This is a genomic window from Sphingorhabdus sp. YGSMI21, assembly GCF_002776575.1.
In the GTDB taxonomy this organism is placed as follows: domain Bacteria; phylum Pseudomonadota; class Alphaproteobacteria; order Sphingomonadales; family Sphingomonadaceae; genus Parasphingorhabdus.
This window is the reverse complement of record NZ_CP022548.1, coordinates 604025-620605: the sequence shown is the minus strand read 5'-3', so window position 1 is coordinate 620605 and position 16581 is coordinate 604025. Positions and strand designations below refer to the sequence as shown.

Sequence of the window (16581 nt, the reverse complement as noted above, 5' to 3'; positions counted from 1 at the left end):
ATACGCGTTTAACTGTCCTGGAGGCGGACCGCGACAAATACAGGGTCGCGGGCGCCGCGACGGATCTGGAGAAGCACGGCTTCGCGGTTCGCGCGTGTCGCGTCGCTGATCGCCTGATCCAGCTCGGTGACGGTGGTCACCTGTTTGCGGTTGACGCTGGTAATCAGATATCCGCGCCTGATGCCCTTCTGGGCTGCATCGCTGTTCGGGTTAACGGTGGTTACCACGACGCCCTTTTGCGTAGACGGGACACCGATCTGCCGGGCGATGGCCGGCGTCAGATCAATCACCGACAATCCGAGCGCGTCGGCGGTTGCCTGCGCGCTCGTGCCATCGTCATTCTGGCCCATCGCATCATCTTCTGCATCGGGATCGAATGTGCTGCCGGCAAGTTCCTCTTCGGAAGGCCGTTTGCCGAGCTTGGCATTGACCTTGATCGTCTTGCCGTTGCGGATCAGTTCGATCGGAACTTCGGTGCCGATCGGAAGATTGGTCACCAGATAGGACAGGGTCTGGTCGGGTGTGACCGTCTTGCCGTTCACCTTGGTGATCACATCGCCCGCCTGGATGCCGGCTTTGGCCGCGGCTTCACCGGGTTCTACCCGCTGGACAAATTCACCCCGGTTTTTCTCCAGACCCAGAGAATCGGCGAGATCCTCGGAAAGGGCGCTGATCTGAACGCCGAGATAACCGCGTTCAATAGCCCTTCCTTCTTTCAGGGTTTCTACAATCGGCGCAGCGACCTCGGCGGGGATGGCAAAGCCGATTCCGACATTGCCGCCGGTCGGTGAAATAATCGCATTGTTGATACCGATGACATTGCCGTTCAGATCGAACATCGGGCCACCGCTATTGCCGCGGTTGATCGAAGCGTCGGTTTGCAGGAAACGGTCATAGGCGCCGCCCTGGCCGGTGTTTCTGTGAATGGCAGACAGGATGCCGGTGGTTACCGTTCCGCCGAGACCGAAGGGATTGCCGATGGCAATCACCCAGTCGCCGACCCGGGCACTGGTGCTGTCACCGAATTTCACAAAAGGCAGCGGCTTGTTGGCCTTGATCTTGAGCACGGCGATATCCGAAGCCGCATCGCGGCCAACCAGTTCCGCCTCATATTCGGTGCGGTCCGGCATGATCACGGTGATCGATTCGATCGTCGCGTTGCGATTGCCCGGCGCCACAACATGATTGTTGGTGACGACATAGCCATCGGCAGAAATGATGAAGCCGGAGCCGAGCGACTGGGCCTCGCGGGTCTGTGCGCTACCGCCACTCTGTCGATTGCCGAACAGGCCGTCAAAAGGGGTGCCGGCGAACGGGTTGTTGTTAACCCGGACACGCTGGGTGGTGGAGATATTGACCACGGCAGGCTGTAGCTGCTCGGTCAGGTCGGCAAAGCTCATCGGCGCGCCGGCGCGTGGCACGACGTTGCGCATTACCGTGCTGTCATTGGCGGCGGTCTGTGCTCCAGCCGGACCGATCCCGGTCAGGGTTGCTGCACTGCCGGCCAAAAGCATAGCTGCTGAAATTCCGTAAGCGTAACGCACTATTATCTTCCTCTCAAATTTCTGGCGATACCAGTGGTTTCAATCGCCAGATCCGTCCAAAAATCACGAAATCAAATGGCGCAATTTTCATGAACGGAAATTGAATATTAGCATATATGTCCGCCGATCCTAAGCGCAGAACTGCGGGACATTCCCGATGCCCATCTATTTGGGTGCCCAAAAGCCCTTTCGCAAGCCGGGAATCGCTGTTTCGCAGAAAAAAACCGGCATTGTGCAGAAAAGACGACATTTGTAGTCGACGGAGGGCATTTCCGTACTTTCGACCGTCAGAACGCAAAGGAGCCGTCATTTTCAAAAGTCGGTTTTCCCGCAAAGCCCAGCGCGTCATTCGCCAACTGGGTGTCGAAAAATTCATGGACCGAAGCGATTTTGCCGTCGCGAAACGAGAAAATATGAACGTAGCGCTGGTCATAGCGTTCGCCGTTCCGCGCGATGCCCCTAGCTTCCATGATGGCGGTGGCTCCATCCGGACCTTCGTTCATCACCCGCCACTTGTCCGCGAAGCGGAACTGTTCGAAGTCCAGTGCCTCGAAAATCGCGGGCAACACTGCTTTCAGGGCGGCGAAGCTGTCATAGCGCCCGGAAATGATCGTGTTCCCCGAGACATTATACACGACATCGGGATGGTGCAGCGCTTCGAAACCATCGACGTCCATCACCGACAAAGCGGTATAATAGGCGTCGATAATTTCGCGGTTCGAAGGCAAGATGCGTTACCGGCCCCGGAACTGGCGCAGATATTCGTTGTCCGGCGACAGCACGAACGAGCTTTGCGGGCCATTCTCACCACCGTCCTGGAAGGTCGTTTCATAGCTCTTCATGGCGCGGTAGAAATCATAGAAGGCCGGGTCCTTGCCAAAGCTTTCGGCATAGGTCCGTGCCGCGCTGGCGTCCGCTTCAGCGCGAATGATCTGCGCCTGCTTTGCGCCCTGGGCGCGAATCGTCCGCGCTTCCTGGTCACGGGCGGTGCGCATCCGCTGATAGGCGCTGTCGAGCGGCGTACCGTCCGGAAGATCCGCCCGCTTGATCCGCACGTCGACAATCTCCGCACCATATTGGCGGGCGACGCGATTGAGACCGGCCTGGATATTATCCATCACCTGGCCGCGTTCCGGGCTCAGCAGAGCGGCGAAAGGCCGCTTGCCCAGTTCGTTTCTCAAGGCGGAGCCCAGAATAGGGCGGAGCTCGTCGGAAACCCGCTCTTCGCTGCCGGCAGCAATATACATACGCAGCGGATCGGTGATCCGGAAGCGGGCGAAGGCATCGACCTGCAGGCGCAACTGGTCGGTTGACAGCACTTGCTGCTGTTCCATTTCGACGTCGCGGATCCGCTTGTCGATCCACACGATCTGCTCGAAAAACGGGATCTTGGCGATCAGGCCGGCGCCGGTTTCACCAAAGGCTTCACCTGACTGGTAACGATTGACGATTCTCTTGGGTTCACCGAGCTGGACCACGACGCCTTGCCGGGTTTCCGGCACGATGACGATGGTGTTGAGCAGGATGAACAGCGCCGCAATGGCGATCACGCCGAGCGCCACGGGATTTTTCATAATCTGTCCCATTATTTGCCCTCCACGGTTGTTATCGCGGGTTGCTGCGCGCGTTTCTTCAGTTCGGGCAAAGCGAGATAGGGGGTAACGCCCCTGGCCTCGATCACGGTCTTGTCCACCTTGGACAGGACGCGTTCCATCGTTTCATAATACATGCGCTGTCTGGTCACCGTCGGTGCCAGCCGATATTCTTCGTAGACCTTGTCAAAAGCGGCGGATTCACCCTGTGCCTGAGCGGTGAGCTGTTGCGCATAGGCGCGCGCTTCGTTGAGATAGGTCTGCGCCGTCTGCTGCGCGGCGGACACTTCCTTGAACGCGTCGTTGACCGCGGCCGGAGGATCGGCCTTCTTGATGGCGATACCGCGAATGACCACGCCGGCGCCATAGCCGTCGAGCAATTGCTGCATATTCTGTTCGACCTGCTGCTCGATTTCGGTCCGTTCGGAGCCGATCGTGTCATCCAGCGTGAAATTCGCGACCACTGCCCGCATTGCCGCTTCGGCCACTTCCTTGATCGTTTCTTCCGGTTCGGCAATCTGGAACAGGAACAGTTCCGGTGCCTTGATGTTCCAGCGCACCGAATAAGCGAGATCGACGATATTCTGATCACCGGTCAGGATCAGCTTCTCGGCTTCACCTTCGGGAATGTCGATCGTCCGGATGTCCTCGACGTCGAGCTTGACGACTTGCTCCAGCGGAGTGGGAAGGGAAAAGTGCAGGCCCGGTTGCAGGGTCCGTGAATAGGAACCCAGGAATGTCACGACACCGCGTTCCTGAGGGCTGACCCGGTGGATGCTGGTCAGCAGCACCCAGAGAATGATGAAGCCGATGGCCATGAGAGGCCACCAGGAACGCCCGCCGGGACGTTTGGGGATGCCGCCCTTGAAGCCGCCGCCGGTGCCTTTTTTGAAAAGTTCCTCGAGGGAGCCTGCGCCCTTGCGGCCACCACCGGATGATCCGCCGGAGGGATTGCCCCATGGATTGCGCGGGCCACCGCCGCTGCCGCCACCATTGCCGCCGTCGCCGTTATTGCCCCAGGGGCCGGCCATGTTCAAAATTGAGCCCAAAATCGATTTGCGGCGTGCGTCACCGTTAATATTTTCATTCATAGTTTCTTTATAGGTAGCGCGCCGCCAGAAAAACAGTGTCAATCCGAGAAAAGTGTAACTATGTCGATCCGATGACCGATATTTCCACAATCGAAACCGCGCTCGAAGACGTTGCCAAGGGCCGTTTCAGCGCCGTAAAATTTACCGACGGCCGCATCACTCTGGTGCTCAATGTCGGTGGCCTCGATGTGCGCGAGCGCGGCCAGATCGAGATCGCCGTGAAAGGGAAGCTGCTGGCGCTGGACGGTGTCGAGAAAGTCGATATCGCGATGACCGCGGAGAAGGTCGAACGCCGTCTGATCGCCGTGGCGAGTGGCAAGGGCGGCGTCGGCAAGTCGACGCTTTCGGCCAATCTGGCGATTGCCATGCAGCGGCTGGGCCGCAAGGTCGGGATGGTCGACGCCGATATATATGGTCCCTCGCAGCCGCGCTTGCTCCATTGTGAAGGGCAGCGGCCCGAGGCCGAGGGCAAGCAGCTGATCCCGGTGCCCAATGACTATGATGTGCCTGTGCTGTCGATGGGCCATCTGGCGAAACCCGGCCAAGCGATTGCCTGGCGCGGTCCGATGGCCGGCAAGGCGCTGGAACAGCTGATCGACGCCCATTGGGGCGATGTCGCCGAGCTGATCGTCGACATGCCGCCCGGTACCGGCGATGTACAATTGTCGATGATGCAGCATCACAAACCGGTCGGCGCGGTTATCGTTTCAACGCCGCAGGATCTGGCGCTGATGGATGCGACCCGTGCGGTCGATCTTTTCAACCAGGCCAAGATCCCTATCATCGGCATGGTCGAGAATATGGCCGGCTACCAATGTCCGCATTGTGGCGAGGTCAGCGATCCGTTCGGTGCTGGTGGTGCGGAAGCCGCTGCCAAAACCATGGGCATGCCCTTTCTTGGACGTATCCCTCTCGATATCGAAATTCGCAAGTCCAGCGATGGCGGCACGCCCCCGGCCTGTGGCGATGATGTGCACGGGCAGGCATTCCGTGATATTGCCAAAAAGCTCGCGACATGGCTGGATGATCAATAGACCGGAAAGAGAACGACATGCTGCTGGAACAAGATCGGGACCTTATCGAACTGCTGACATCGACGCGGCGCATCGCCCTAGTCGGGGCGTCGGCAAAGCCTGAACGGGACAGCAACCGGATTTTCAAATTTCTCCTGGAACAGGGTTATGACGTGGTGCCGGTCAATCCCGGGCTGGCCGGCCAGCAGCTGCACGGTAGGACAGTGGTTGACTCCCTGTCCTCGATTGGCGGCGAAATCGATATGGTCGATATTTTCCGCAACTCCGAAGCCGCAGGTGATTTTGTCGACGAGGCCATCGCCGTCGGAGCCAAATCGGTGTGGATGCAGCTTGGCGTGATCAACGAAGCTGCGGCACAGCGCGCGTCCGACGCGGGCCTGAAGGTCGTCATGGACCGTTGCCCGAAAATCGAAATACCACGCCTGGGCCTGTTGAAATAATTCGATGGCGGCTGAACCCGACATTGAACAGCCTGATCAAGCGCCGACTGGACTGAACCGTCGCAAGTTCCTGATCGGCGGCGGCGCCCTGGGCGGTTTGGTGCTGGCCTGGGCGATCTGGCCGCGCAGCTACGAGCCCAATGTCGCGGCGACCGAGACAGAACAGGTTTTCGGGGCGTTTCTGAAAATTTCCGAAGCCGGGCAGGTGACGGTGGTCGTGCCGCAAAGCGAAATGGGCCAGGGTGTCTATACCGTGCTGCCGCAAATCCTGGCCGACGAACTCGGCGCAGACTGGCGTACCGTCGCGGTGGAACCGGCGCCGATCAACCCGCTCTACAGCAATATTCCCCTGGCCGAGCAATGGGCCGAATCGCTGATGCCTGCGGGCAGCGAGAAACTTGCCGAACATGCCGTCGTCCGGTGGATGGCGCAAAATGTCGCGATCCGCGAACAGTTCATGGTTACCGCCGACTCCACATCCATCCCTGCCTTTGCCACCAGTTTCCGCGAGGCGGGAGCAGCGGCGCGCGTCCTGCTGACCAAGGCGGCCGCCGCCCGGTGGGATGTCCCTTGGGAAGCCTGCACGGTCGAAAACGGCATGATCTCCAATGGCGAGAAGACATTGCGCTTCGGCGAGCTGGTGCGTGATGCTTCAGGCCAGAGCCTGCCCGATCCCGTGCCGCTGCGGACATCGGGCACCGGCAGCCTGATCGGACAGGATGTGCCGCGTCTCGACCTGCCCAGCAAGCTCGACGGGTCGGCCAATTTCGCCGGAGACGTCCGGCTGCCGGACATGGTCTATGCCGCTGTCAGGCAGGGTCCGATCGGCGAGACCAGGCTGAAATCCTTCAACCGCGCCGGCGCTGGCAAGATCACCGGCTTTATCGACGTCGTTCAGGGCGGCCAATGGATCGCGGCGGTTGCGACCAACTGGTGGGCCGCAAACCGGGCGCTCGACAAGATGAGTCCGGTGTTCGAAACCCGAGGCTTCATGGCCGACAGCGACAAGATCGATGCGGCCCTGCAGGAGGCGCTGGACGAGGGACCGGGAACGCGATTTGTCTCGCGTGGTGAAAATCGCGGCATGCTCACCGAGGAGAATCTGTTCCAGGCCCGCTATCATGCCAATGCGGCGCTACATGCGCCGGTCGAGACGCGGACCGCCACCGCAGAATATAAGGACGGCGGCCTCGAACTCTGGATGGCGACACAGTCGCCGGTCGCGGCGGTGCGGGCAGCGGCCAGAGCGCTGAATATCCGGCAGGACCGGGTGACGCTATATCCGATGCTCAGTGGTGGTTCGTTCGACCGCAATCTGGACAATGAAATCGCTGCGCAGGTCGCGCTGATCGCCAGACATATGGGCCGGCCGGTGCAACTGGTCTGGTCCCGCGCCGAGGACATGATGCACGACCATTACCGCGCGCCGAGCCAGGCCAGGCTGGATGCTGCCATGGCCAAGGGCGGCCGCGTGGAAGCGATGCAGATCAAGATCGCTGCTCCGCCATCCGCGCGTGAACAAGCGAAACGCCTGTTCGACGGCATGGACAATGTCGAGGCCATGCGCTCCTCGATCGGAGAAGCCGACAGCAAGGCGGTCGAGGGGCTCGAAGTTCCCTATGACGTCCCCAATCTGACCGTCGACCACCATAACGCCTTTGTCGGCGTGCCGACCGGCAACTGGCGCAGCAACGCGCATAGCAGCAATGTCTTCTATCTCGAATCGTTCATCGACGAACTGGCAGCGAAGGCGGGCATCGAACCCTTGTCCTTCCGCATGCAGATGATGAACAACCAGCCGCGGCTTGCCCGTTGCCTGACCAGTGTCGCGGCCATGGCCGCATGGGACGGCGGCCTGGATCGTAGCGGTCAGGGTATCGCCTGTCACAGCATGCGCGGAGGCCATATCGCGGTTATCGCGAGCGCCAGCCGAGGCGGCAGCGGCCTGGAGGTTCGCCGCATTTCGGCAAGCGTCGACATCGGCCGGATCATCCACCCCGATATTGCCCGGCAACAGATCGAGGGCGGCATTGTCTTCGGGCTGGCAATGGCGCTGGGCAGCGCGACCCGCTTTGACAAGGGTCTGCCGACGGCCAAGCGACTGAGCGATCTGTCGCTGCCGCGGCTGGCCGAAATTCCGCCCATCCAGATCGAATTTGTCCGAAGCGAGGAAGAGCCGGTCGGTTACGAGGAACTGGGCGTACCGGCGGTGGCACCGGCAATTGCCAATGCTCTGTTCTCGGCAACCGGCGTTCGGCTTCGGCAATTGCCACTCTTTGGGGAAGTATCTTAAATCATGCGTGAAACCGGACCATTGCCAAAAGACCACCCACCCGTCGCGGCCAAGAAAATCGGCCTGTTGCTGGTCAATCTCGGCACACCCGACGCGCCGGAAAAGAAAGCGGTCAAACGCTATCTCAAACAATTTCTGTCGGACAAAAGAGTGGTCGAGATACCCTCGATCATCTGGCAGCCGATTTTGCGCGGGATCATTCTCAACACCCGCCCGGCCAAATCTGCCGAAGCTTATGGTCTGGTCTGGACCGAAGACGGTTCGCCGCTGGCTTCCTACACGCGCAAACAGTCCGAAAAGCTTGCCCCGAAAATGGACGGTGTGATGGTCGACTGGGCGATGCGCTACGGCAATCCGAGCATTGCTTCCCGGCTGGACGCAATGAAAGCCGCAGGCTGCGACCGCATATTGATCGCGCCGCTCTATCCGCAATATAGCGGCGCCACGACTGCCAGCGTGCATGATGCGGTGTTCGACGCGATTGCCGCCATGCGCTGGCAACCCGCGATCCGGCTGTTGCCGGCCTATCATGATGATCCTGCCTATATAGACGCATTGGCAACCAGCCTGGAGCGCGATATTGCGGCGCTGGATTTTGTGCCCGATGCTATCATCGCCAGTTTCCACGGCATGCCGCAGCGCACGCTGGAACTGGGCGATCCCTATCATTGTCATTGCCGGAAGACCGCGCGCCTTTTGTCCGAGAAAATGGGCCGGGAGCTCGTGGTGGCCTTCCAGTCGCGCTTTGGCCGGGCAAAATGGCTCGAACCGGCAACCGACACGACGCTGGAAGCCCTGCCGGGTCAGGGGAAGAAGAATATCGCGATTTTCGCGCCTGGTTTCTCGAGCGATTGTCTCGAGACCTGCGAGGAGCTTGCGATACGGGGCAAGGAACAGTTTCAGGCCGCCGGGGGCGAGAAATTCGCCTATCTGCCCTGTCTCAACGATAGCGATACCGGGATGGATATGCTGGACACACTGGTACGACGGGAATTGGCCGGGTGGATCTAGAAAAGCCCGAATTCTTCCACCCGCCGGTCAAGCGCAGCATTACCATTGCCGGGCATCAGACATCGATTTCGCTCGAGCCACTGTTCTGGGATATGCTCAAATCGGCCGCCGACAGTCGCGGCCTGCCGCTCAACGCATTGGTCGCTCGGATCGATGTCGAACGCATCGCCGCGGAGCAACCGCCCGGCCTCGCGACCGCCATCCGCTTGTGGCTGACCAATGATATGCTTGGAAAAACCGCGCAAGCCGACTAAGGGACGCCCATGAACGCTACCCTTCTTGTCATGGCAGGCGGTGCGATGGGTGCGGCTGGACGCTATCATCTCGGCCGTCTTGTCTTCCATCTTGCTCCCGTGGGTTACCCTATTGGAACATTGGTGGCTAATGTCATGGGTGGCCTTTTGATGGGTGTACTGGCCGGTGTGCTGGCGCGCAGCAGCTTTATCGACGAGCCGTGGCGGCTATTGCTTGGCGTTGGCCTGCTGGGCGGTTTTACTACTTTTTCGGCCTTTAGTTTGGAAGTTCTCAATATGATCGAGCGCAGTCAATGGGGCATCGCTATCGCTTATGCCCTGGTCTCCGTCGTCGGTTCCGTACTGGCCCTGTTTGCCGGCCTGATGGCCGTGAGGGCGCTGGCATGAGCGGCTTTGACCCCACAGCCGAAAGCGGCTCCGAGGAAGAAAAGCCGCAGGGCTCGACCAAGGAACAGATGAATGCACTGAAGACACTCGATGTCCGGCAGTTCACCATATCTGCCGATGATGACGACATCCGGGTCGATCGCTGGTTCAAGCGGCATATGGAGGATGTACCGTTCAATATCGTTTCGCGCTGGGCGCGCACCGGGCAGTTGCGCCTGGACGGCAAACGTGTTTCGCCAGGTGATCGCGTGCAGGCCGGACAGGTTTTGCGCGTACCCCCGCAGGAAATCGAACGACCGGGCCGTGTTGCCAAAGCCAAGACGGACCTGTCGCAGGACCAGATCGATTTTGCCCGCGAACTGGTGATTCACAAGGACAAGGCGGCGATCGTGGTCAACAAGCCGCCGGGTCTGGCGACCCAGGGCGGCAGCAAGACGACCACCCATCTCGACGGCCTGCTGGATGCGCTGACCTTCGATGCCAAATCGCGGCCCAAGCTGGTTCACCGGCTCGACAAGGACACCAGCGGGGCGATCCTGCTGGCGCGCTCTCCCGGTGCGGCCTCTTTCTTTTCCAAGCGCTTTTCCGGCCGCGACGTGCGCAAAGTCTATTGGGCGATCGTCATGGGCGTGCCGGAAATCGCCGATGGCATGATCGACCTGCCACTCTCCAAACAGCCGGGGTCCGGTGGCGAAAAAATGCACGTCGATGAGGAAAACGGCCAGTCGGCCAAGTCGCGCTACCGGATCATCGAACGCGCCGGCAACCGGGCCTGCTGGGTGGAATTGCAGCCCTATACCGGACGGACCCACCAGTTGCGCGTGCATATGGCGGCGATCGGTCATCCGATTGTCGGCGACGGCAAATATGGTGGCAAGGACGCCTTCCTGACCGGCACGATCAGCCGCAAGATGCACTTGCACGCACGGCGGTTGCGGATCGAGCATCCCGACGGGCACAATCTGGATGTGACCGCCGACCTGCCCCCCCATTTCGCCGAAACCGTGGAAAATCTCGGGCTCGATCTGCTGCTCGGCGATCTTCCGCTCGACGAAAAAAAGCCGGGCGGCAAGCTGGTGCGCAAGCAGCAGGCCAAGGCTCATGCCAAACAGATTCGCAAGGACAAGCGTGGCGAGCGTCGCGGTCGCGGCGAAACCACAGGCAAACCGACGAAAGCCGGCAAGCCGACCAAGCGCGAGCGGCCAAACGCCGGCAAGGCAACGCACAAGAAGAACATGCCGCACAAGGCAAAGGTCAAACAGGCTCTTCGCAAGAAACCCAGATAATGCATCCCGATCCCGCCTTCCGATGGCCCAAATCGGCCAATGACCATCACGACGCCGACGAGCGGGCCGCGCTCGAAGCGATGATTGCCAATATCGGTTTCGGGATGGTCTTTGCCGGGACGCCGGACGGGCCAAGGGTTGCGCATGTTCCGGTCTTTTCGACCGGCGATGGTGCGCTGCAATTTCATCTGTCGCGCGGCAACGCGCTGACCCGCCATATTGCCGAGAACAAGGCGCTCTGCGTGATCAACGGTCCCGACGCCTATATCAGTCCGGACTGGTACGGCCTCGACGATCAGGTGCCGACATGGAATTATCTGGCGCTGGAGCTGGAGGGCACGGTCCGCCAGATGGAACGGGAAGGGCTGATCAGCCTGCTCGACGATTTGGCCGAGCAGAATGAAGCCAAACTCGCGCCGAAAACGCCGTGGCACCGGGACAAGATGGATGCCGCCAAATTTGACAGGATGGTCGATGCGATTGTCGGCTTCGAGATGGAAATAGTGGCGTGGCGCCCGACCGCCAAGCTTGGCCAGAACAAGCCGGCTGAGGCGCGGAAAAATGCGGCTGCGGCGCTCGATGCCACGGGGCGGCGGGCGATGGCCCATTTGATGCAGGAATTCGGAGATACATGAGCAACAAGCTGGCCCTTTTCGATTGCGACGGTACCATGGTCGACAGCCAGGCCAATATCTGTGCCTCGATGGATCAGGCTTTTGAAAAACACGGCCTGATCCCGCCGGATCACCATCAGGTGCGGCGGATCGTCGGCCTCAGCCTGATCGAGGCGGTGTCGCGGCTGCTGCCGGAAGGGGACAAGGACATCATCGCGGCGGTGACCCAATCCTATAAAGACGGCTTTTTCGCAATGCGTCAGGCGGGCGGAGTGCATGAGCCGCTCTATGACGGGCTGCTCGAGACACTGGAAGAACTGGAAGCATCCGGCTGGGTTCTCGGCGTGGCCACAGGCAAGTCCGACCGCGGTCTGCACCATGTGCTGCAAGCCCATGGCCTGCTCGACCGCTTTGTAACCCTGCAGACGGCAGACCGGCACCCGTCCAAACCCCATCCGGCGATGGTCGAACTGGCGATGGCCGAAGCCGGTGCGGCGCCGGAAACCACCGCGATGATCGGCGATACCAGTTTCGATATGGCGATGGCGGTCAACGCCAGCGTGCGCCCGGTCGGAGTCGACTGGGGCTATCATGACGAGCATGAACTGATCGAGGCCGGCGCAGAAATAGTAGCGGCCACTATGGCCGACTTGAGTGGAATATTGAACCGATGACCGATCCGATCGAAGAGCAGGCCGAACGCGACGAATATATTCCCGATCCGGAGAAGGAAAAGCAGGCGAAAGCCGTGCACTGGCTGATCAGCATCATCCGCTTGCTCGGCGTGGTACTGGTGATGCTGGGTCTGGCGATCGCGCTGGACAAGCTGCCGCCGGTTCCGGGTCCGGCCGGCTATGTGCTGATCATTCTCGGCCTTATGCAAATGTGGGTCATGCCGGTCTGGATCATCCGCAAATATATCCGGGCGCGGGTTGCCGAGGAAGAAATCGCGAAAGCGGCAGAAGGCGCAGACGCCCCATGAAGCGATTTTACAAGGAAGCATCGGTGTCGCCGGCCGGTGACACCTTTGCCATAACGCTCGACGGGCGTCCTATGAAGACGCCGCAGCGTAATCCGCTGGCTGTCCCGGCCCCCGCGCTCGCCGACGCGATCGCGGCGGAATGGGCTGCGCAGGATGAGGATATTGTCCCGGCTTCCATGCCGCTCACGGCTCTTGCGCAAGGCGCGCTGGACCAGGTCGGCAACGAACGCGCGCGGATCGTCTCCCGTATCGCGGCTTTTGCCGACAGCGACATGCTCTATTATCGTGCCGACGAGGGGCAGCAGGCGCTGATCGACCATCAGGCCGAACATTGGGACCCGCTGCTCGAATGGGCGCGGCAACGCTATGATGTGGGGTTCAACCTGATCCACGGCATCCGCTACCAGGCACAGCCGGAAGAAACTGTTGCCCGTCTGACCGCGGCGGTCGAGGCACAGCATGGCTTCACCATCGCCGCGATGCTGTCGCTTGTCGGCCTGTCCGGCTCGCTGATTGCCACGCTGGGCCTCGTTGAACAGGCCCACGACACCGAAACGCTCTGGCCATTGGTCAATCTCGAAGAGCTTTGGCAGGAACGGCAATGGGGGCGCGACGATCAGGCGGTTGCCCTGCGGGATCGCAAAAAAGCCGAATTCGATGCGGCGGCCCGCTTTCTCGATCTATCCCGTAGTTAGTTTTTCCCTTTGTCCGGTTTTTCCGTTAAAGGGTTGAAACTGTAACGGAGACTGCATGACAACCCAATCTACTCTATGCGCCACGCCTGCCGAAGCCGTGGCCCTGCTTGAAAAACTATACGCCGAACAAATTGAAATCACCGCCGCCCGCTTTCGCCGCTACGCGACATCGAAGCTGGCCAAGGATGACCGGCAGCAGGGCCTGTATCCGCAGATCAGCGTTGAAATTCCCGCCGATCAGGCGACCGAAACCAGCCATCTGGCGTCCGGCCATCTCGCCGATATCAACACATATCGCACGACAGTTACTGAGCCGAAGCTGTACCGCGAATATCTGCTGGACCAGCTGCAGCGGATCGACAGCACATTCACCGCGAAAATCTGGGTGGAGCTGTCCGACACGCCGATCCCGCTGGCCTTCGCGCTGGAGGATGCGGGCGCTGGCCTGGACCGCGCGAAAAAGGAAAAGCTGCCCAATTATTTTCACACGCCGAATCTGGTCAAGACCAATGACGAGATCGTCGACGGTGGCCAGATTTTCCAGGGCGAGGAAGCTTCCGCGCTGGCGCTGTTTACGGCCGAACGGGTCGATTATTCGCTGCACCGGATTCGCCATTATTGCGCGACCGATCCCGGCCATTTCCAGCCGTTCATCCTGTTCACCAACTATCAGCGCTATGTTGACGAATTTATTGAATATGGCCTCGCCGAAGTGAAATCGGGCAAGGCCAGGATACTGGTCGAGCCGGGCAACCGGATCACCGGCAAGGATGGCAAGCCATCGGCTCCTCCGATCGCCAAGCCGCCGCAAATGCCGGCCTATCATCTGGTCCGCGGCGACGGCCGTCCCGGCGTGACCCTGGTCAATATCGGTGTCGGCCCGAGCAATGCCAAGACGATCACCGACCATCTCGCGGTGCTGCGTCCGCATGTCTGGCTGATGATCGGCCATTGTGGCGCGCTGCGACGGACCCAGCGGCTCGGCGACTATGTCCTCGCCCACGCCTATTTGCGCGACGACAATGTGCTCGACGACGTGCTGCCGCCCAGCATCCCGTTGCCGACGATCGCGGAGGTGCAGCTTGCCCTGACCCAGGCGGTGCAGGAAGAGACCGGCATCGACAAGTCCAAGCTCAAGCAGCAATTGCGCACCGGCACAGTGGTGACCACCGGCGACCGCAACTGGGAACTGCGCTTCGAGCAGATCGCCCGTCGCCTCAACCAGTCGCGCGCCATCGCCATCGACATGGAAAGCGCCACGGTCGCCGCCAATGGCTATCGCTACCGCGTGCCCTACGGGACGCTGCTCTGCGCCTCGGACAAACCGCTGCACGGAGAAATCAAGCTGCCCGGTATGGCCGATGCCTTTTATCAGGAGCGGGTCGGCCAGCATCTCGCCATCGGCCTGCGCGCCATCGATCTGCTGGCGAAAGAGGCGGATGAAGGCACGTTGCACAGCCGCAAGCTGCGGAGCTTTGGCGAACCTTTGTTTAGGTAGGCATAGTCCTCTCCCCCTGGGGAGAGGACATGGCCAAGGCAAAGTGAAGGATTTAACCCGGCGCTTTGAGGAAATCATTTCGCGGTAAAGTGGAATCAGTGTTCCGAGCCGCCAGTTCAACTGGTTCTGCTGGCAAGCGCCGGCGATGCCGAGGGGCTGGCGCGGAATGCGACCGGCCTCCCGTCAGGACGTCCGGACTAGAGGATTTGCTCGATGAAATCCGTATGAAATTGCGCCATGACGCCGTCCAGTTCCTTGTTACCGCTGGCGGTCAGCCGGATATTGCCGTCATCCGTTTCAATCAGTCCCTTGCTGACCATCAGATCGAGATAACGGCGCGTTACCGAAGGCCCGCTGGAGATATAGTCGGAAATTTCCGCTTCGTTCATCGGCGCGCCCTTGGCAGAATGCAGTGCCAGCAGGATATCGAGGCAGGGCGCGGCCGGAATGCCCAGATTGTCAAAGAAATGCTGGGATATCTGGCGCCGCGTTTTGGCTACGATCAGCACGAAGCGATCTAGTCTTTGTTTGGACAGGTCGGTCAAGAGAATTCAACGATTGTTACGGGTGAGGATGCTACTATCAAAATCATATTTGCATTCAAATTTTTTCTCGAGGACTGAAAATCTATGCGGCGATTAGGCCATTTTCGTCCAGCAATAGAGAATTATGCCAACGACACAATGATATGCCGCGTAAATAGATGTAACTTAACTTCTCGCGCATGATGTTGCAGGCGGGCAGCCAACGCCTTAATAGAAATCAGCGCCGCCCCTGCAGCATAAAAAGCGGTAGATTCTTGGCTAGACGCCGAGTGCCGCCGCCGCTTCCCTGATCCGCTTCGCCTCTGCACCATCATTTTTGAACGCCTTCAGCCCGCGATCCAGTGCCTGCTTTGCCTGCACCGTCTGGCCCAGCTGCATGCGGCTGCGGATCAGCATGATCCAGCCGTTGGCATCATTGGGGTCGGCTTGCAGTCGCTTGTCGAGCCCGTCGACCATATTGGCAATCATCGCTTCCTGCTGGCCGGGCGGCAGTGCGGCTGCTTCCTGCATCTGCTGGCGGCTGGGACCGGGAATCGCCGCTGTGGCGACTGCGGGGCCGTCGGTGGTGATGCCGCCGGTTGGTGCAGCTGGGGCTGCCTTGGCAAGCCGTGCGGCTACGTCGATGCCTTCATTTTCTGCCACCTGCCCGATGACACGCCGGATATCCGCGGCATAAGGCGCGTCGGCGGGTGTGTCTTCGAGCAGCGCGAACCAGTCGTTGATCGCGCCCCTGTGGTCGCCGGCCATATCTTTTTCTACCGCGAGGAAATAGCGCGCGCGCGGATCTTTCGGGTCATGTTTCAGGGCATTGCGGAAAGCGGCCGCGGCATCGGCGGGCACCTGCTGTCCGTTGCTCGACATGACCAGGGCTTCTCCCAGCATCGACCAATATTCCGGATTGTCGGAATCGAGCGTTGTCGCGCGCTTCATCGCTGTAGCCGATTCCGCAAATTTCCCGGTCTCGAAATAGCTCCAGCCCAGCATCCGCCAGCTTTCCGCATCGTCAGGATTTTCCTGCAGCTTCTTTTCAAGGCCGTCGATGACCTCGTCGACGCTGGGCGCCGTTTCGGTCTCGGTCCCGGCAAGCGTGGTGCTGGCGCCGGTTTCGTCATTCATGCTGCGATAGACCTGCACAGCGACCGCTCCCAGCGCCAGCAGGGCCGCAACTATCAACGCGATGCGGCTGATGTTAATCGATGGAGCTGGTTTCGCCATGGTCTGTCCTCAAGCTGTTTTGCAGGTCCTTGTTCCCGCGCAGGGATAAGGAGCCGTTCCCTGCCTGACAAGCACGGAGATAGCTGTGACATTTTGCACT

At 60.2% G+C, this 16581-nt stretch carries 18 protein-coding genes; 12 read left to right on the top strand and 6 right to left on the bottom strand.

Going from position 1 to position 16581, the window contains the following annotated elements; all coding sequences use genetic code 11:
* Positions 1-8: 8 nt before the first annotated feature.
* The 4 genes from CHN51_RS02865 to hflK all read right to left on the bottom strand — a co-directional run bounded on the left by CHN51_RS02865 (position 9) and on the right by hflK (position 4167).
* The gene (locus tag CHN51_RS02865) at positions 9-1514 is read right to left on the bottom strand and encodes a Do family serine endopeptidase (RefSeq protein WP_100092666.1); all 1506 of its coding nucleotides are present in this window, start codon (positions 1512-1514) and stop codon (positions 9-11) included.
* 317 nt (positions 1515-1831) lie between these two features.
* Complete coding sequence (locus CHN51_RS02855; RefSeq protein WP_100092664.1) at positions 1832-2272, bottom strand: nuclear transport factor 2 family protein; 441 nt, start codon at positions 2270-2272, stop codon at positions 1832-1834.
* Positions 2273-2278: 6 nt separating this feature from the next.
* On the bottom strand, positions 2279-3130 hold the full coding sequence (locus CHN51_RS02850) for a protease modulator HflC (protein ID WP_100092663.1): 852 nt from the start codon (positions 3128-3130) through the stop codon (positions 2279-2281).
* On the bottom strand, positions 3130-4167 hold the full coding sequence (gene hflK / locus CHN51_RS02845; protein ID WP_100095393.1) for an FtsH protease activity modulator HflK: 1038 nt from the start codon (positions 4165-4167) through the stop codon (positions 3130-3132). The genes CHN51_RS02850 and hflK overlap by 1 nt, the downstream gene beginning before the upstream one ends.
* 131 nt (positions 4168-4298) lie before the next feature.
* On the opposite strand from hflK, the gene CHN51_RS02840 reads away from it, so the two are divergent.
* The 12 genes from CHN51_RS02840 (at position 4299) to CHN51_RS02785 (ending at position 14721) form a co-directional block, all read left to right on the top strand.
* Complete coding sequence (locus tag CHN51_RS02840) at positions 4299-5261, top strand: Mrp/NBP35 family ATP-binding protein (protein ID WP_100092662.1); 963 nt, start codon at positions 4299-4301, stop codon at positions 5259-5261.
* A 17-nt stretch (positions 5262-5278) separates the two neighbouring features.
* Entirely contained in the window at positions 5279-5701 is a 423-nt protein-coding gene (locus CHN51_RS02835) for a CoA-binding protein (protein ID WP_100092661.1), read from the top strand.
* Between the two features lie 4 nt (positions 5702-5705).
* Positions 5706-7994, top strand: coding sequence for a molybdopterin cofactor-binding domain-containing protein (locus CHN51_RS02830; RefSeq protein ID WP_206169956.1), 2289 nt, complete (start codon positions 5706-5708; stop codon positions 7992-7994).
* Between the two features lie 3 nt (positions 7995-7997).
* A complete protein-coding gene (gene hemH, locus CHN51_RS02825; RefSeq protein WP_100092660.1) occupies positions 7998-9005 on the top strand; it encodes a ferrochelatase in 1008 nt (335 codons plus the stop codon).
* Positions 8996-9259 carry a ribbon-helix-helix domain-containing protein gene (locus tag CHN51_RS02820; protein ID WP_100092659.1) on the top strand — a complete coding sequence of 88 codons (264 nt, stop codon included), beginning with the start codon at positions 8996-8998 and terminating at the stop codon, positions 9257-9259. Before hemH ends, CHN51_RS02820 begins: the two co-directional genes overlap by 10 nt.
* Positions 9260-9268: 9 nt before the next feature.
* Entirely contained in the window at positions 9269-9646 is a 378-nt protein-coding gene (gene crcB / locus CHN51_RS02815; RefSeq protein ID WP_100092658.1) for a fluoride efflux transporter CrcB, read from the top strand.
* Positions 9647-9714: 68 nt separating this feature from the next.
* Positions 9715-10932 carry an RluA family pseudouridine synthase gene (locus CHN51_RS02810; RefSeq protein WP_100095391.1) on the top strand — a complete coding sequence of 406 codons (1218 nt, stop codon included), beginning with the start codon at positions 9715-9717 and terminating at the stop codon, positions 10930-10932.
* Positions 10932-11567 carry an FMN-binding negative transcriptional regulator gene (locus tag CHN51_RS02805; RefSeq protein WP_100092657.1) on the top strand — a complete coding sequence of 212 codons (636 nt, stop codon included), beginning with the start codon at positions 10932-10934 and terminating at the stop codon, positions 11565-11567. Before CHN51_RS02810 ends, CHN51_RS02805 begins: the two co-directional genes overlap by 1 nt.
* Positions 11564-12220 carry an HAD-IA family hydrolase gene (locus tag CHN51_RS02800; protein WP_100092656.1) on the top strand — a complete coding sequence of 219 codons (657 nt, stop codon included), beginning with the start codon at positions 11564-11566 and terminating at the stop codon, positions 12218-12220. The genes CHN51_RS02805 and CHN51_RS02800 overlap by 4 nt, the downstream gene beginning before the upstream one ends.
* Positions 12217-12528: a hypothetical protein gene (locus tag CHN51_RS02795; RefSeq protein WP_100092655.1), complete on the top strand. Its 312-nt coding sequence runs from the start codon at positions 12217-12219 to the stop codon at positions 12526-12528. The genes CHN51_RS02800 and CHN51_RS02795 overlap by 4 nt, the downstream gene beginning before the upstream one ends.
* The gene (locus tag CHN51_RS02790) at positions 12525-13223 is read left to right on the top strand and encodes an ATP12 family protein (protein ID WP_100092654.1); all 699 of its coding nucleotides are present in this window, start codon (positions 12525-12527) and stop codon (positions 13221-13223) included. The genes CHN51_RS02795 and CHN51_RS02790 overlap by 4 nt, the downstream gene beginning before the upstream one ends.
* Positions 13224-13278: 55 nt before the next feature.
* Positions 13279-14721: an AMP nucleosidase gene (locus CHN51_RS02785; RefSeq protein WP_100092653.1), complete on the top strand. Its 1443-nt coding sequence runs from the start codon at positions 13279-13281 to the stop codon at positions 14719-14721.
* 197 nt (positions 14722-14918) lie between these two features.
* On the opposite strand, the gene CHN51_RS02780 is transcribed toward CHN51_RS02785, so the two are convergent.
* Together CHN51_RS02780 and CHN51_RS02775 are read right to left on the bottom strand one after the other, a co-directional pair.
* Complete coding sequence (locus CHN51_RS02780; RefSeq protein ID WP_100092652.1) at positions 14919-15266, bottom strand: hypothetical protein; 348 nt, start codon at positions 15264-15266, stop codon at positions 14919-14921.
* Between the two features lie 258 nt (positions 15267-15524).
* Complete coding sequence (locus CHN51_RS02775; protein WP_240616843.1) at positions 15525-16481, bottom strand: tetratricopeptide repeat protein; 957 nt, start codon at positions 16479-16481, stop codon at positions 15525-15527.
* Positions 16482-16581: the final 100 nt, after the last annotated feature.

What these genes read in the sequence shown, in the direction of transcription:
- CHN51_RS02830 (WP_206169956.1), top strand. Translation starts at nt 5,706, where the DNA reads ATGGCGGCTGAACCCGACATTGAACAGCCTGATCAAGCGCCGACTGGA.
- CHN51_RS02775 (WP_240616843.1), bottom strand. Translation starts at nt 16,481, where the DNA reads ATGGCGAAACCAGCTCCATCGATTAACATCAGCCGCATCGCGTTGATA.
- CHN51_RS02865 (WP_100092666.1), bottom strand. Translation starts at nt 1,514, where the DNA reads ATGCTTTTGGCCGGCAGTGCAGCAACCCTGACCGGGATCGGTCCGGCT.
- CHN51_RS02805 (WP_100092657.1), top strand. Translation starts at nt 10,932, where the DNA reads ATGCATCCCGATCCCGCCTTCCGATGGCCCAAATCGGCCAATGACCAT.
- CHN51_RS02835 (WP_100092661.1), top strand. Translation starts at nt 5,279, where the DNA reads ATGCTGCTGGAACAAGATCGGGACCTTATCGAACTGCTGACATCGACG.
- CHN51_RS02790 (WP_100092654.1), top strand. Translation starts at nt 12,525, where the DNA reads ATGAAGCGATTTTACAAGGAAGCATCGGTGTCGCCGGCCGGTGACACC.
- crcB (WP_100092658.1), top strand. Translation starts at nt 9,269, where the DNA reads ATGAACGCTACCCTTCTTGTCATGGCAGGCGGTGCGATGGGTGCGGCT.
- hemH (WP_100092660.1), top strand. Translation starts at nt 7,998, where the DNA reads ATGCGTGAAACCGGACCATTGCCAAAAGACCACCCACCCGTCGCGGCC.
- CHN51_RS02785 (WP_100092653.1), top strand. Translation starts at nt 13,279, where the DNA reads ATGACAACCCAATCTACTCTATGCGCCACGCCTGCCGAAGCCGTGGCC.
- CHN51_RS02850 (WP_100092663.1), bottom strand. Translation starts at nt 3,130, where the DNA reads ATGGGACAGATTATGAAAAATCCCGTGGCGCTCGGCGTGATCGCCATT.
- CHN51_RS02840 (WP_100092662.1), top strand. Translation starts at nt 4,299, where the DNA reads ATGACCGATATTTCCACAATCGAAACCGCGCTCGAAGACGTTGCCAAG.
- CHN51_RS02810 (WP_100095391.1), top strand. Translation starts at nt 9,715, where the DNA reads ATGAATGCACTGAAGACACTCGATGTCCGGCAGTTCACCATATCTGCC.
- CHN51_RS02800 (WP_100092656.1), top strand. Translation starts at nt 11,564, where the DNA reads ATGAGCAACAAGCTGGCCCTTTTCGATTGCGACGGTACCATGGTCGAC.
- hflK (WP_100095393.1), bottom strand. Translation starts at nt 4,167, where the DNA reads ATGGCCGGCCCCTGGGGCAATAACGGCGACGGCGGCAATGGTGGCGGC.
- CHN51_RS02795 (WP_100092655.1), top strand. Translation starts at nt 12,217, where the DNA reads ATGACCGATCCGATCGAAGAGCAGGCCGAACGCGACGAATATATTCCC.